This is a genomic window from Clostridium celatum (genome assembly GCF_021412605.1).
GTDB lineage: Bacteria > Bacillota > Clostridia > Clostridiales > Clostridiaceae > Clostridium > Clostridium celatum.
In genome coordinates, this window is record NZ_JAJKGM010000023.1 from 38,387 (window position 1) to 52,982 (window position 14,596).

Here is a 14,596-nt window from a genome sequence, read left to right on the forward strand (position 1 = left end):
TTTACACCTCCTAAAATCTAAAGTATAAAAATGGATTATAACTTGCATCAACTAAATATGCTATGCATAATAAAAGTATAATTATTAAAACTATAGTATTTATAACTTCACTTTTAACTATCTTTTTGTATAAATTAGATATTAATGGTGTTGAAAAAATCCCTGCAATTATAAATGTAATTCCATAATTTCTTATGTAATATAACCATTCTAAGCTATTATTTAAGGTAAACATTCTTTGAATTAATATTTTAAGCTGATTTAAATCAACAACTGCAAATAATGCCCATCCCATAATTATAAAAAATAATGCATATATATGGGAAAATATTTTATGCCTATTTAAAAATTTTAAAATTCCTGCTTTTTCTATACTTATTAATACGAAGAAATATAGTCCCCACAATATAAAATTATAACTGGCCCCATGCCAAAAACCAGTTAAAAACCATACTACAAAAAGATTAAAATATAATCTGTACTTTCCCACTCTATTTCCTCCAAGTGGTATATATACATACTCTCTAAACCATGATCCTAAAGTAATATGCCATCTTCTCCAAAACTCAGTTATACTTCTTGATATATAAGGATAATTAAAATTTCTTGGGAAATTAAACCCCAACATTTTTCCAAGACCTATTGCCATAAGTGAATATCCACTAAAATCAAAATATATCTGAAAAGCAAATGCTAGCACTCCCATCCATGCTAAAATTGTACTTATATTACTAAATCCTATAGTTTCTATTTCTGTCCAAAGTGCACCTATATTATTAGCAATAAGAACTTTGCTTCCAACTCCCAATATAAAAAGTTCTACGCCATCTTGAATTTGATTTAAGTTTACTTCTCTATTTTTTAATTCTTTATTTATATCCGTATATTTAACTATTGGTCCTGCAATAAGTTGTGGGAAAAGACATACAAACGCACCAAAGTTTATAATATTTTTTTCTGCTTTAACCTTTCCTAAAAATACATCTATTGTATATGACATAGTTTGAAAAGTGTAAAAACTTATTCCTAAAGGTAAAGTAATTTTTACATAATTTAATGAAAGGTTAAAAATATTATTTATATTTTCTAAAAAGAAATTAAAATATTTAAAGAAAAATAACATTCCTAAATTAAAAGTTATAGATGTACATAAAAGTGCAATACTAATCTTCTTATTTGTTCTATATTTTTCAATTCCTCTACTTACAAAATAATCTATAAATATAGATATTATCATTATAAAAAAATATTTAGGTTCTCCCCATGAGTAAAATACTAAACTTAGTACTAATAAACTTAGATTTTTAAATTTTTTAGGAGTTAAAAAATAAATCCCCATAGCAATTGGTAAAAATCTAAATATAAATAGAATACTACTAAAAACCATATTTATCCCTCTTTTCCTTTGTACTATTCAATAACTAATCTTTATATTATTTATTAGACTATATTTCCCTGGAAATTGTTCCATTCGATTTTATTCTACTCTATTTTAATATTTAATAATTAAAATTATACTAATATAAAATTAATTCCTAATATGAATTTATCTCTAGCACATATAATCCATTTGATGTTTGAATACTTTTATGATAATCTAGTGTATATACACAAGTAAATATATATTAAAGAGGTGTAAACATGAGCTTAAAAGAAGAAATACTTAAATTGAAAGAAGAAAAAAATGCATTAATAGTTGCTCATCTTTATCAATGTGATGAAATTCAAGAAATTGCTGATATAGTTGGTGATTCTTATTTTTTAAGTAAAAAGGCAATGGAAAGTGATAAAGAATTAATAATATTTTGCGGAGTAAAATTTATGGCTGAAAGTGCTAAAATTCTTTCTCCTAATAAAAAAATTCTTATTCCTTCTAACAAAACCACATGTCCAATGGCTGATATGGCATTAGTTGATAGATTAGAAGAAATTATAGACAAGCATCCTAACGCTAAAGTTGTAAGCTATATTAATTCAAACTTAGATATAAAAGCATTATCAGATGTATGTGTTACTTCATCATCAGCAATAGACATATTAAATAATATAGATGCTGAAGAAATAATTTTCTTACCAGATAGAAATTTAGGAAGTTACTTAGCAGAACAACTTCCTAACAAGAACTTCATTTTATATCAAGGCTTCTGCCCTACACATGAAAGAATTGAAAAAGATGAAATACTAAACCTAAAAGAAAAATATCCAAATTATCCTGTATTAGTTCATCCAGAATGTAATAAAGAAGTTCGTGATTTAGCTAATTTTATCGGAAGTACATCAGAGCTTATAAGCTTTACTACTTCCTCTAATGCAGACGGATTTATTGTTGTAACTGAAGAAGGTGTATTTTATGAAATGAAACTAAAAAGCCCTAATAAAATTTTTATCCCTACAAAAACAGGTATGATTTGTCCTAATATGAAAAAAATCTCTCTTAATGATTTATATAATTGTTTAAAAAATGAAGAATATGAAATTCATATTGATGAAGCTCTTAGGGTAAAAGCTCATAAAGCTTTAGAAAATATGCATCTTCTATCTGTATAGTATTATGAATTATGATGTTTTAATAATTGGTACAGGAATTGCAGGCCTTTATACTGCTCTTAACTTAAGAGAAGATATTAGGATATTAATAATAACAAAAAATAAATTTAGGGATTGTAATAGCTATTTAGCACAAGGGGGAATCTCTACGTCCCTTGGTACCTTTGATGAAGAAAATTATATTAAAGATACTCTTAAAGCTGGTAACTATCGTAATAATAAAAGTGCTGTTAAACTTCTTGTAAAAAAATCTATTGAAAATATTGATAACTTAGTCAAAATTGGAGTTCCTTTTGATAGAAATGAAGATAAATTACGATATACCCGTGAAGGGGGGCACAGTGAATTTAGAATTGTCCATGTTAAAGATGAAACTGGTAAAGCTGTAATGGAATCATTGTTAAATGTGGTATCTCAAAAGTCAAATGTAACTATGCTTGAAGATACAAAGTTATTAGATTTAATTACTAAAGATAATATTTGCTATGGTGGTGTTCTTAAGAATAAAGAAAAAACTTTTACTGTTAATAGTAAATTTACCATTCTTGCAACTGGTGGTATTGGTGGAATATTTAACTCAACTACCAACGTAGAATATCTAACAGGTGATGCTATTAATATTAGTCTTAAAAATAACATTGAAATTAAAGATATGGAATATCTTCAACTTCACCCTACAGTTTTATATGAACCTAACGCTAAAGGCAAAAAGCTTTTGCTTTCTGAATCATTACGTGGCGAAGGTGGCGTAATTATAAATCAACATAGAAAAGAGTTCATTGATTCTTTACTTCCTAGGGATGTAGTTTCTTCTGCGATACTAAAGGAAATTTCAAAAACTCCAAATAAACCTTATGTTTATCTTGATATGACTAAAAGACCTAAAAATTTTTTAACTGATAGATTTCCTTATCTTTATAATGAATGCTTAAAAAGAGGATATGAAATGGATAAAGATTTATTACCTATAGCCCCTGCTCATCATTACTGCATGGGTGGAATTAAAGTTGATTTATATTCAAAAACATCTATGGAAAATCTTTATGCTGTTGGTGAAGCTAGTTGTACCGGAGTCCATGGTAGTAATAGGCTTGCTAGTAATTCTCTTTTAGAAGCTTTAGTTTTTGGAAATCAAGCTGCTGAAAATATTAATTCTAAAATAAATGAAATTCAATTTAAAGAAATTATACAAACTCCTACAGAATTTGCATTAGATTCGTATGATAATTTTATAAACTTTTTAAAAGAAAAGGTGGATAGTAGATATGCTAAACTATTTAATTGTTGATAATATAATAAAAGAAGCATTAAAAGAAGATATTCCTTACGGTGATATTACAGCTTCATCAGTTGTAACACCTGATTCTAAAGCTAAAGCTTCTCTTATAGCTAAAGAAGATGGAATAATTTGCGGATTATCCGTATTTGAAAGAGTTTTTAGTATATTAGGTGGTGTTAAATTTACTTCCTTTATTTCCGAAGGATCTTTTATAAAAAAAGGGGATATAATTGGTGAAGTTACCGGTAATGCTCTCAATATTTTAATGGGTGAAAGAGTTGCATTAAACTTACTCCAAAGGATGAGTGGTATTGCTACTTTAACTAATAAATATGTAAAAAAACTCGAAGGCCTTAACACTAAAATTTTAGATACCAGAAAAACTACTGCTAATCTTAGAATCTTAGAAAAATATGCTGTTAAAATTGGTGGTGGAAAAAATCATCGCTTTTCTTTATCTGATGGAATTTTAATTAAAGACAATCATATAGGATATGCAGGTAGTATAAGTGCAGCTGTTAAATTAGTTAAAGAAAATAGCTCTTTTGTTAGAAAAATAGAAGTTGAAACAGAATCTAAAAACGATGTTTTGGAAGCACTTGAAGCTGGTGTTGATATTATAATGCTTGATAATATGTCACCATCCCAAGTGAAAGAAATGGTTAAGTTAATCAATGGACGAGCCATCATTGAATGTTCTGGAAACATAACCTTAGATACTGTTAGAGATTATGCCTTACCAGGAGTTGATTTTATTTCATCTGGTGAATTGACTCACTCCATTAGAGCTTTTGATATATCATTAAAAAACTTCACAAGACTTTAAAATAACAAATGGCAAATTTAATAAATGAATTTGCCATTTGCTATTAAAATTATATATTTGAAATTTAAAGCAGCAATTTATAACTTATCTAATCAAAAATATTTTCTATTCTTTTATTAATATTAGAAACATCTGTATTTATTTCAATGTTTTCATTAGTAATCTTATATTTTTCCTTAAGTTTTAATATTCTATAAACACTTTCATTTATTCTTTCTTCACTAATAATATTATTTTTTACAGCATTCTTTATTGAATTAATAACATTTAACTCATTTTCATATCCATGACAAACAAGTATTATATCAGCACCTGCATTAATTGATTTAACTGAAGCTTCACCAATATCATAATTTTCAATAATAGCTCCCATTGTCATATCATCAGTTATTACCACTCCATCAAACTCCATATTTTCTCTTAAAACATTAGTTATAACTTCCTTAGACATAGTTGCAGGATTTTCACTATCAATCTTAGTTAATAATATATGTGAAATCATAATTGCATCAGCACCAGCTTTAATAGCATTTTCAAAAGGTATTAGCTCCAATTCTTTTAATTCAGCTAAAGATTTTTCTACTAAGGGTAATCCATAATGTGAATCTACATCAGTATCCCCATGCCCTGGAAAATGTTTTATTACCGATACAATTGAACTATCTCTTATTCCTTCCATAGTTTTTATTCCAAGCCTGCTTACTATATCCGAAGTTTCTCCATATGACCTATCTCCAATTACAGTATTATATGGATTACTTAATATATCTAATGATGGTGCAAAATCCATATTATATCCTTGTTGCTTTAATTCATCTGCAATTATTTTTCCTATATTATAATTTATATTTTCATCATCAAACGCTCCTATATACTGGGCGCTTGGTATTGCTAAAAATTCATTTGGTGTTCTAGATACACTTCCCCCTTCTTCATCAACTGCTATAAATAATGGGAATTTATTACTTGTATTTATTTTTTTAAATTCATTAGTTAAATTTATAACACCCTCTAAACTTTCTACATTGTTGCTAAAAAATATTACTCCGCCAACATGGTTATCTAATATTAATGACTTAATATTTTCATTAATATTTTGACCATCAAATCCCACAATAAGCATCTGACCTATTTTTTCATTTAAAGACATTTCCTCAATATTTTTTTGAAGTTTATCTTCATTTTCCTCTTTGGTACTTTTATCTACTATGTTCTCTTCCTTTGAATCAAGTTTTTTGTTATCAATATTATTATCATTTATATTATTGTCTTTACAACTCCAAAAGAACGTTATTCCTATTATTAAAATTATAAATATTATTGCTCTCTTCATAATACCCCCTAGATTTCACTTAGATATCTATACTTTTTAATTAATATCCAAAGACATATTCCAAAACTTATAATCACTTAATTTTTTCATTATTAATTTTAGCAAATAAATTTTCAGGTTAATTTTCAACTATACTCATATAAAATTCATATGACATAATTAAAATTTATATTATCTATTTTAACAAATGATAATTTCTTTTATATACACTAAGGAGTGATTTATATAAAAAATAATACAAATTTGACTAATTACTTAACTTTAAAAAGACAAAAATTAAAAAGACGTAAAAATTTAAGAAAATTATTTATATACTTATTAATATGTTGTGTTCCAATTTTAACATTTATATTTAAAATTTCATCTATATTCCTTGATTCTACTTCAACTTCTACTAATAATTCAAATTACGTTTTGTCCTCTAATTCATTATTACGAAGTATAGAAGATAGTATTACAATATGTATTGATGCAGGACATGGTGATTGGGATGTTGGAGCCGAAGGTATTACTGGCTCATATGAAAAAGATATAAATTTAGCTGTAGCATTAAAATTAGGTGAAAAATTAGAAAACTCAGGAGTTAATGTTGTATATACTCGAGACTCTGATACACTAAACTGGTCTGATAATGCTATAGAAAATTTGTACGAAAGAGTTAATATTTCTAAAAATAATAATTCTGATTTATTTATCTCTATACATTGCAATAATTCTGATGAATCTTCTTATTATAATGGTGTAGAAACTTGGTATAATCCTAATGATTATAATAGTGAATTATTTGCTACCATAATTCAAGATGAACTTGCTAGTTTAGAATATACAGAAGATAGAGGAATAAAAAGTTATTCTGCTGATTATACTTTAGCTGTTTTAGACCATAATATTATTCCTTCAGTACTTGTAGAGTTAGGTTTTTTAAGCAATTATTATGATGAAGCCTTTTTACTGTCGGAAAGTGGACAAGAACTTTGTGCAACTGCACTATATAATGCTATTCAAACAGCAATTGAAGATATCTTAAATTAAGATATCTTCAATTATTTTATATAAATTAATTTTATAGTATATATTTTAATTATTTAATTCTATATAATTTTTTTGAATTATATCCTATATGAACTATTTTTATTATAATTGAAAATACTGCAAGTATAGCCAGTATAGTTATTGCATATATCATAAATACTTCTTGCGGTAATGCATTAATTATAGGATCCGTAGCAGAGTCAAAAATCCAATAATCATTTCTAAAAAATATTTTATGAAATATAATAAATACTTTAGAAAAATCAATACTAAATAAAATGCCAAGCACTATAAAAAAATTTATTAAAATATTTGCACTTAAATTAAAATTATTAATTAAACTTTTTATTGTCTCCTTATTTTTAGTCAACTTCTGCAAAAAAAAGTAAATTATCATACCCAAGATAAAAATTATTGATATATATATTAAATTTATAAATATATGTTTTACTTCCATAAAATGAATTTCTCCAGCATAACTCATAGTAAAATCATCAAATCTAAGCTTTTCTATAAAAGGATTTTGAAGATACTTAACTAATCCATTATAATTTTTCATTAAATTTTCTGCTGAAACACCTGTTTCTTCAACTAAATTATATTTGTTTATCATAATCTTGTACATAAATGTAGAATTTAAAACTATAACTGTTGCAATTGAAACTATAGAAATTGATGTAATTATTCCAACTAACAATTTAAATAACATTTTTCCTATTACTTTAATACTCATATATTATCCTTTTCTTATTTACTATTTTTTAATCATTTTACTTTATATGTATATTTTATCACAAAAAAATATAAGACAAATTTATTTTATGCTTTTGTCTTATATTTAATTTATTTTACTTATTATTTTCTAAAAAACACTTATCTTTTTCTTTTTTATCCCTATTATCAAATGGATTGTTTATAAGTGCCTTACAATATAAACTTGGATAATTTTTACTTAGATACTTCATATATTCAGCCCATTCTATAGTTAAATACTTATATACAACCATTAAGTCTTTTTCTATATGTTGTATTTCATATTCTTCTATATCAGGTGAATATCTAGTATCTAATTCTTCCTTTAAATGCATTATAGTCATTAGCATTTCTGTAAAAGTTTCATGCTCTAATAAATTTCCATTTGAAATTAAATTAATAAGTAAATCCCTATTTTCATCTAATTTATTTCTTATATCTTTTAAATTAATTTTATTAATATCTATTTCATAATCATATTCTAAAATATCATTATGTAACTTAGAAAAAGATTTACCACACCAAGTATCTGCAGTTATAGTTCTATGATTAGCCATAACTCCATGTGTATCACCTTTCACTATATCTGAAAGTAGTTTTGTTCCAAGTTCTGTATAGAATAGTCCTATAAGCATATTTAATTTTTCTAATAAATGCTCCTTTTCCCTCTTTTCAAGCATTCTATCAATTACTATAGTAGTAAAGAATACTTCCATTGGTATAAATGCAATATCTGCTACTAAAAATATTAGTGTGTGATGTACATCTTTAAAAAGTAAAATATGAATATAATGTAATACTAATGATAATATTACCAATCCTGCACCTATTAATATAGTTTCTTTAGTTTTTTTCTTCAACTATTTTCTCTCCTTATGTATATAATTGAGGGATACTCTTTTCTTATGGCGCTTATAGTATATCAATTAAATTTATTCAAGTAAATATAAATAAATAAAGTTATAATTGTAATTATTTTCTTACAATTATAACTTTATTATTAAAAATAAATTCTATCTTTATTTAAGATAATTCTTCATTTTTTTCATTTGTAAATACTGTTGATGGATCTATACCTAATTCTTCACATGCCTCATCTAAATTGCATCCATTCTCATCCATATACTTTGCTACATAAGCATTTACATCAATCTTTGAATATACATTTTCCATACCATAATCCTCCTAAAAATAATATAAAACTTAATATCTCCAATATTATAATTTATATTCTACCTTGTATTTTATATGTGTTACTCTATAGAATATTCATATTTCATTAATTTTTTGGTAACCTTTACTTAAAATTTATTTGTATTTTTTTCTATATATTCCAATATTTTATTAATTCTACACTTCTTTATTTTCTCCTTCTTAATATTTTAAATTTAATAAAATTAATAATATTAAAAAATTAACCACCTGATATATAGTGTAATAATTATATCTGTTTATCTAATTATGTAAATATGAATGCTATATTAATTATATTAAAAATATGTTTTAGAACTAATTTTCCAAACTTTATGTTATACTATATTTTATATTATAAAATTAGGAAATTTTTTAATAGGAGGTACTTAAAATATGAAAATACATTATGATAAAAAGCTACTTAAATACTGCCTATATGTTAGTCTTACTTCCATAGCTATCTACTTAGCTCTTACTATAATGTCTAATATAGGTACGATTTTTACTACTACTATAAATATTCTGCACCATGGTCTTAATTTAATAAAGCCTCTAATTATTGCTCTAATTATTGCATACTTATTATTTCCTTTAACTAAGGCTGTAGAAAACTTTTTAAGAACAAATTCATTTTATAAAGTAAAAAAGCATGATAATAGAAGATTATTATCTATTATTTCATCTTACGTCCTTGTTTTAGGAGTAATTTTAATAATTCTTTGGGGAATTTACTTTATGATTGGTGGACAATTATCAAATAATCCAACAATAAGTAATATTATTGATGATATATCTAACTATCTTAACACTAATTCATTTTCTACTTCATCAATAGAAACTACTTTACGTAATTTAAATATTCCTTTTATTGATTCACTTGAACCTTATATTATTCAAATTGTAAATGCACTACAAACTTATATTATGAGTAATTTAGGTGCTATGACATCAAATATAATGTCTATTGGTAGCAGTATTGCTTCATTTTTCATAGCTTTAATTATAAGTATATATATTTTAAAAGATTACGAGTATTTTATAGGTTTGTGGAAGAAACTATATAACCTAATTTTTAGAAGAAGTTCTCTTGGAAATAAAATAATTAAAATATTTAAAGTTATAAATGATGTATTTTCAAAATTTATTCGTGGTCAATTATTAGAAGCCTTTTTTGTTGGTGCATTATCTTCTATTGCACTTGCAATTGTAAGAATAGACTATGCTGTGGTAATAGGAATTATTGCCGGTATATGCAACCTTATTCCTTATGTAGGTCCTATTGTTGGAACTGTTCTTGCCGCTATTATGGGGTTACTGAGCGGAAGACCTATAAAAGTACTTTATGCTATTATTGCTATGCTTATTGTTCAACAAGTTGATAATAACTTCTTAGCTCCTAAGATAGTAGGAAATAGTGTAGGACTTCATCCAGTATTTACAATGATGGCAATTTTAATTGGTGGAAATATAGGTGGATTATTTGGAATGCTACTTGCTGTGCCAATTGTAGCATCAATTAGAGTATTATTTAACATGTGGTACGAAAAATACATAACTATCGAACAATAAAGTAATATTACTATCCAACATTATATGGAAAAAGTTTCGATATCACCTTTAGAAATAACGCTTAAGAGTCTATTTTCTATCAAATTATATTAAATGCTAGATTAGAAAAAGTGCTGATATAATAGTCAAATTATATCAGCACTTTTTCGGTTAACTTTAACTTTTAGTTATATTAAACAACCTATTAGCATTGTTATTAGTCCCCCAATAATTAGCGTGATGTAACTAACCCCTATGCTTAAATTTTTCTTAAGTTTATTTACAGGTTTTTCTTGCTCCCTCCTTGCAGCTTCAAGGTTCGTATAATTATTATAAGATGATCCAGTATCTTGTCCTATTAAATTTATTGAACTTATAGATATTCCTCTCATAGAACTAAAAAAGCCTACTATAATTAATAATATTCCTTCTATAAATATTGCATCTTTATAATTTAATGTAGAATTATTAGATATTATTAGTGCAATAACTCCAGCTATTATAGTCCAAATCAATATATATAACCCATACCTTAATAAAGCCATCACTTTTTTCATCTTTATTTTACCCCCATCTTATAAATTTCTTGATTATTGCCTAAATATTTTTACTAATCATTTAGAATTTTAAATAATTATTTTTTTCTATTTTGATTAACTACATAATCAGCTATAACTCCAATTAAAATTCCAAAACATAATCCAATAGATATCTCATTAAAGAAAACACCTGTTGAGATTCCTAATGCTATTCCTAAAGGTAAAAATACCACTTTATCTTCTTGGTTATTTTTGTTTCTCATTTTAATCCCCCAATTAATTAACGAAAAATTTAACCTGTTTACTATCTATTATATTCTTTCAAAATCATTTTTACCATATAATAGAAATCAATTGCAATATTAATATTTTACTGCCATATATTTTATAATATACACCATCAAAAAGAGTTTATTTTCTGTTATATAATTTGAATTTATAAAATTATTTATAAGTATTTCTCCTTTTATACTAAAAAAGAAAAATACCATATATATAACTCAAATAAATTCAAATTATATATACGGTATATTTATTTTATTAATAAGTATATATCTTGGCTATAGTTTCCTTACCATCACACTTCCAAATTACTTTTTCCTTACATTCATCACAAGTTATAATCCCAGTAGAAACACACTCCGGATTTTCTGTAATAATTTCTCCACATTTTGGGCATCTGATTTTATCCATTTTATACTCCTCCATTTTGCATTGTCAATTTATTTTTACCTATGGATATTATTTACTGTATAGATATTTTCGGCTTTCCATATTTTAATAATTTAATTACATAGATTATTATTACCAATTATTTCATTTTTAAACTAAATATTATTCTTAATTTAATGCTTAATACAAAAATAAATATTTCCATTTATCTTTAACACATTAAAATTTTACTTTTTTATACATTTTTAAACATTATTCTATCTATATTATAAATATTTATGTTATAATTTGTAAATACATTTAATTAGTATAATTTTTTTTAAATCCTTATCATATTATTAATATTATACCTATAGATTGTTAGAAAAATAATTTATTGACAGTATCTGTTTAATATAATAAAATTTCCTTAAGGAAATTACGAACATTTTCTTACTTTTTACCCATTTTATTCGAATTTTATACAAGAAAGGATGTGACCAAATTTCATATATTCATTATCTGATGTAATATTATGAGATTAAAGCTTATGATTAATAACTTACTTTATACTATCCCAAAGGAAAATCACACAAAAGAGCAAGTAAAAGAAATACTACTAAATCATCCCGAAATAAAATTTGTTTCATTTGTAGGAATAGATCTTTCTGGAAATGATACTGATGAAAAGATTCCTGTTAACTTATTCCTAAGTGATTTAGATTCTTTTATGCATGGAGTTGCAGTTCAAACTGATGGTTCTTCAGTTGTATTGCCTGGAATTGCAACATTAAATAATGCAAAAGTTGATATGGTTGCAGACTTAAACTGTAAATGGTTTGTTGACTATAATTATGATTTTATAGACACTGTAACAAATAAACCTGTAGGAACATTAAGAATTCCTTGTTTTTTATATCATGATAATAAACCTGTAGATTCAAGAAATATTCTTAACAACGCAGTTAAAACTTTTAAAGAGACGTTATGGCAAATATTCGACACTCATCCTGAAGTTTTAAAAGCATATGACCTAACTAAAGATGAGGTTGAAGAAATAATTATAACTTCTGCAACGGAATTAGAATTTTGGGTTAAAACTCCAAATAGCGATGCTGAACTTGAAGAATTATCTACTTCTCAAGTGCTTCATGAACAATATTGGACAAGAACAAAAGGAAAGGTTCGTACTGCATTAGAAGAAAGTTTATTATTAATGGAAGCTTATGGATTTGAACCTGAAATGGGTCATAAAGAAGTTGGTGGAGTTAGAGCTAAACTTGATGCTTCTGGTAACTTCAATCACGTAATGGAACAAATTGAAGTTGACTGGAAATATTCAGATGCTGTTCAAGCAGCTGATAATGAATTATTTATTAAAATATTAGTTCAAGAAACTTATAGAAGGCATGGATTAGACGTTACATTTATGGCTAAACCACTTGATGGAGTTGCTGGTTCTGGTATGCATGTTCATTTAGGTATTAGCTTAAAACTTAAAAACGGTAAGAGAATTAATTTATTCCATACAACTAAAGACCATTTCCTAAGTGTTATTGGCTACTCTTCTCTAATGGGATTACTTAAAAATTATGAAGTTATGAATCCATTTATATCTTCAACTAATAACTCTCTTAAAAGATTAAAACCTGGATTTGAAGCTCCAGTTTGCATAGTTACTTCTCTTGGATTATCTCCAAGTAATCCATCTAGAAATAGATCAATATTAGTTGGGCTTATAAGAGATTTAGCTAATCCTTTAGCTACAAGATTTGAACTTCGTTCACCAAATCCACACTCAAATGCATATATAACTATAGCTGTGTGCTATATGGCAATGCTTGATGGTATCCTTTATGCAATTAAAAACAATAAATCAGAAGATGATCTTTTAGCTGAACTTTCTAAAGAATATGGTGAAGAAGCTGACTATTTAGAAAAATATAGAAAATATAGAGCTGAAGAAGATGTGTTTGAAGACTTTACAGAAGAAGAAAGAAATAAGTACTTTAGCAAAGCTCCAGCAACTATATATGAAAATATAAAGGCTTTAGATAAATATCCCGAAAAAGTTGAAGTTTTAAAAAGAAACGGTGTATTAACTGATCAACTTATAAATAGTTTTAGAATGGCAGTTATGAAAAGATGGACTATGGAAATTGCTCATAGAATAGTTAATAAATTTACTACAGAAATAAGAAACTGTAAATGCCTTCATAATAGTGAAAAAGCATTAGATTTAGATTTAACTAATTGGATGCAAATTCACGACTTAAGACTTTATATAATGAAAGATACTAATTCAACTGAGAGCCTATTCACACGACTTAAAAATGCAATTTCAGAAAACAATTTAGAACTTGCTTCTGATCTTTATTTAGAACTTGAAGATAAAATGAGTTTATTAAGAAGCATGTATTCATCATATAAAAAGAATCTTTTAGATATTTAGAAAAATAATAAAAATCCAGTAGAACTTATTGTTTATCTAGAGACTGTAGATAATTTTGTGTAATATAGTTTCTTATAAATCAAATATTACTGGAAATTTTGATTTCCAGTAATATTTTTTTATTATCTAGAAATACTAATAATGTGTTTTTCTGTTCTTTTATATTATTTAACAAAAGTTAGATAATATGCATAAAATTTATAAAAAGTACAAGCTATTATGCTAATTCATCTTTTAATTCTTCAGTAAAGAATAATGTTAGCTCCGCTAACGTAGCACCCCAGTTTGGAACTGGTTGAGTCCATTTTTCCATGATTTCCATAGTCGCTAGATATACGCACTTGTTTAGAGATTCATCTGTAGGAAATATAGTTCTAGATTTAGTATACTTACGTACCTGTCTATTGAATCCTTCAAGTGCATTAGTTGTATAGATCATTTT

At 25.6% G+C, this 14,596-nt stretch carries 15 protein-coding genes; 6 read left to right on the top strand and 9 right to left on the bottom strand.

From position 1 onward, the window contains the following. Positions 1–10: 10 nt before the first annotated feature. Complete coding sequence (locus tag LPC13_RS10605) at positions 11–1,387, bottom strand: MBOAT family O-acyltransferase (protein ID WP_005209930.1); 1,377 nt, start codon at positions 1,385–1,387, stop codon at positions 11–13. A 254-nt stretch (positions 1,388–1,641) separates the two neighbouring features. On the opposite strand from LPC13_RS10605, the gene nadA reads away from it, so the two are divergent. From nadA to nadC, 3 genes are read left to right on the top strand one after another with little or no spacing between them, the layout of a single operon-like run. Further along, a complete protein-coding gene (gene nadA, locus LPC13_RS10610) occupies positions 1,642–2,547 on the top strand; it encodes a quinolinate synthase NadA (RefSeq protein ID WP_005209931.1) in 906 nt (301 codons plus the stop codon). A 4-nt stretch (positions 2,548–2,551) separates the two neighbouring features. Continuing rightward, positions 2,552–3,835 (top strand): L-aspartate oxidase, encoded by a 1,284-nt coding sequence (locus LPC13_RS10615; RefSeq protein ID WP_195244887.1) that lies wholly within the window; start codon positions 2,552–2,554, stop codon positions 3,833–3,835. Next, entirely contained in the window at positions 3,813–4,652 is an 840-nt protein-coding gene (nadC, locus tag LPC13_RS10620) for a carboxylating nicotinate-nucleotide diphosphorylase (protein WP_005209936.1), read from the top strand. The genes LPC13_RS10615 and nadC overlap by 23 nt, the downstream gene beginning before the upstream one ends. Positions 4,653–4,740: 88 nt before the next feature. On the opposite strand, the gene nagZ is transcribed toward nadC, so the two are convergent. After that, positions 4,741–5,985 (bottom strand): beta-N-acetylhexosaminidase, encoded by a 1,245-nt coding sequence (nagZ, locus tag LPC13_RS10625; RefSeq protein ID WP_195244888.1) that lies wholly within the window; start codon positions 5,983–5,985, stop codon positions 4,741–4,743. 243 nt (positions 5,986–6,228) lie between these two features. Here nagZ and LPC13_RS10630 point away from each other — a divergent pair, with 243 nt between their 5' ends. Beyond that, positions 6,229–7,017 carry an N-acetylmuramoyl-L-alanine amidase gene (locus tag LPC13_RS10630; RefSeq protein WP_040418400.1) on the top strand — a complete coding sequence of 263 codons (789 nt, stop codon included), beginning with the start codon at positions 6,229–6,231 and terminating at the stop codon, positions 7,015–7,017. A 49-nt stretch (positions 7,018–7,066) separates the two neighbouring features. Here the strand turns inward: LPC13_RS10630 and LPC13_RS10635 are convergent, their stop codons facing one another. The 3 genes from LPC13_RS10635 to LPC13_RS10645 form a co-directional block, all read right to left on the bottom strand. Beyond that, positions 7,067–7,750, bottom strand: coding sequence for a TIGR01906 family membrane protein (locus LPC13_RS10635; protein ID WP_005209942.1), 684 nt, complete (start codon positions 7,748–7,750; stop codon positions 7,067–7,069). A gap of 115 nt (positions 7,751–7,865) precedes the next feature. Continuing rightward, positions 7,866–8,630 carry a hypothetical protein gene (locus LPC13_RS10640; RefSeq protein WP_005209943.1) on the bottom strand — a complete coding sequence of 255 codons (765 nt, stop codon included), beginning with the start codon at positions 8,628–8,630 and terminating at the stop codon, positions 7,866–7,868. A gap of 163 nt (positions 8,631–8,793) precedes the next feature. Beyond that, positions 8,794–8,943 carry a hypothetical protein gene (locus LPC13_RS10645; RefSeq protein ID WP_005209945.1) on the bottom strand — a complete coding sequence of 50 codons (150 nt, stop codon included), beginning with the start codon at positions 8,941–8,943 and terminating at the stop codon, positions 8,794–8,796. A 414-nt stretch (positions 8,944–9,357) separates the two neighbouring features. Here LPC13_RS10645 and LPC13_RS10650 point away from each other — a divergent pair, with 414 nt between their 5' ends. Then, positions 9,358–10,533 carry an AI-2E family transporter gene (locus LPC13_RS10650; protein ID WP_005209947.1) on the top strand — a complete coding sequence of 392 codons (1,176 nt, stop codon included), beginning with the start codon at positions 9,358–9,360 and terminating at the stop codon, positions 10,531–10,533. Between the two features lie 167 nt (positions 10,534–10,700). Here LPC13_RS10650 and LPC13_RS10655 read toward each other — a convergent pair whose 3' ends face one another. From LPC13_RS10655 to LPC13_RS10665, 3 genes are all read right to left on the bottom strand, one after another. Beyond that, positions 10,701–11,069 (bottom strand): hypothetical protein, encoded by a 369-nt coding sequence (locus LPC13_RS10655; protein WP_005209949.1) that lies wholly within the window; start codon positions 11,067–11,069, stop codon positions 10,701–10,703. Between the two features lie 77 nt (positions 11,070–11,146). Continuing rightward, positions 11,147–11,314 carry a hypothetical protein gene (locus tag LPC13_RS10660; protein ID WP_005209951.1) on the bottom strand — a complete coding sequence of 56 codons (168 nt, stop codon included), beginning with the start codon at positions 11,312–11,314 and terminating at the stop codon, positions 11,147–11,149. 277 nt (positions 11,315–11,591) lie between these two features. Further along, entirely contained in the window at positions 11,592–11,744 is a 153-nt protein-coding gene (locus LPC13_RS10665; RefSeq protein WP_157464278.1) for a hypothetical protein, read from the bottom strand. Between the two features lie 508 nt (positions 11,745–12,252). On the opposite strand from LPC13_RS10665, the gene LPC13_RS10670 reads away from it, so the two are divergent. After that, positions 12,253–14,154: a segregation/condensation protein A gene (locus tag LPC13_RS10670; protein ID WP_040418403.1), complete on the top strand. Its 1,902-nt coding sequence runs from the start codon at positions 12,253–12,255 to the stop codon at positions 14,152–14,154. A gap of 217 nt (positions 14,155–14,371) precedes the next feature. On the opposite strand, the gene LPC13_RS10675 is transcribed toward LPC13_RS10670, so the two are convergent. After that, positions 14,372–14,596 (bottom strand): transposase (locus LPC13_RS10675; protein WP_234088799.1); only part of this gene is annotated, 225 nt, incomplete at its 5' end.

Coding starts and splice junctions, on each gene's coding strand:
- LPC13_RS10605 (WP_005209930.1), bottom strand. CDS start 1,387: ATGGTTTTTAGTAGTATTCTATTTATATTTAGATTTTTACCAATTGCT.
- nadA (WP_005209931.1), top strand. CDS start 1,642: ATGAGCTTAAAAGAAGAAATACTTAAATTGAAAGAAGAAAAAAATGCA.
- LPC13_RS10615 (WP_195244887.1), top strand. CDS start 2,552: ATGAATTATGATGTTTTAATAATTGGTACAGGAATTGCAGGCCTTTAT.
- nadC (WP_005209936.1), top strand. CDS start 3,813: ATGCTAAACTATTTAATTGTTGATAATATAATAAAAGAAGCATTAAAA.
- nagZ (WP_195244888.1), bottom strand. CDS start 5,985: ATGAAGAGAGCAATAATATTTATAATTTTAATAATAGGAATAACGTTC.
- LPC13_RS10635 (WP_005209942.1), bottom strand. CDS start 7,750: ATGAGTATTAAAGTAATAGGAAAAATGTTATTTAAATTGTTAGTTGGA.
- LPC13_RS10645 (WP_005209945.1), bottom strand. CDS start 8,943: ATGGAAAATGTATATTCAAAGATTGATGTAAATGCTTATGTAGCAAAG.
- LPC13_RS10650 (WP_005209947.1), top strand. CDS start 9,358: ATGAAAATACATTATGATAAAAAGCTACTTAAATACTGCCTATATGTT.
- LPC13_RS10655 (WP_005209949.1), bottom strand. CDS start 11,069: ATGAAAAAAGTGATGGCTTTATTAAGGTATGGGTTATATATATTGATT.
- LPC13_RS10660 (WP_005209951.1), bottom strand. CDS start 11,314: ATGAGAAACAAAAATAACCAAGAAGATAAAGTGGTATTTTTACCTTTA.
- LPC13_RS10665 (WP_157464278.1), bottom strand. CDS start 11,744: ATGGATAAAATCAGATGCCCAAAATGTGGAGAAATTATTACAGAAAAT.
- LPC13_RS10670 (WP_040418403.1), top strand. CDS start 12,253: ATGATTAATAACTTACTTTATACTATCCCAAAGGAAAATCACACAAAA.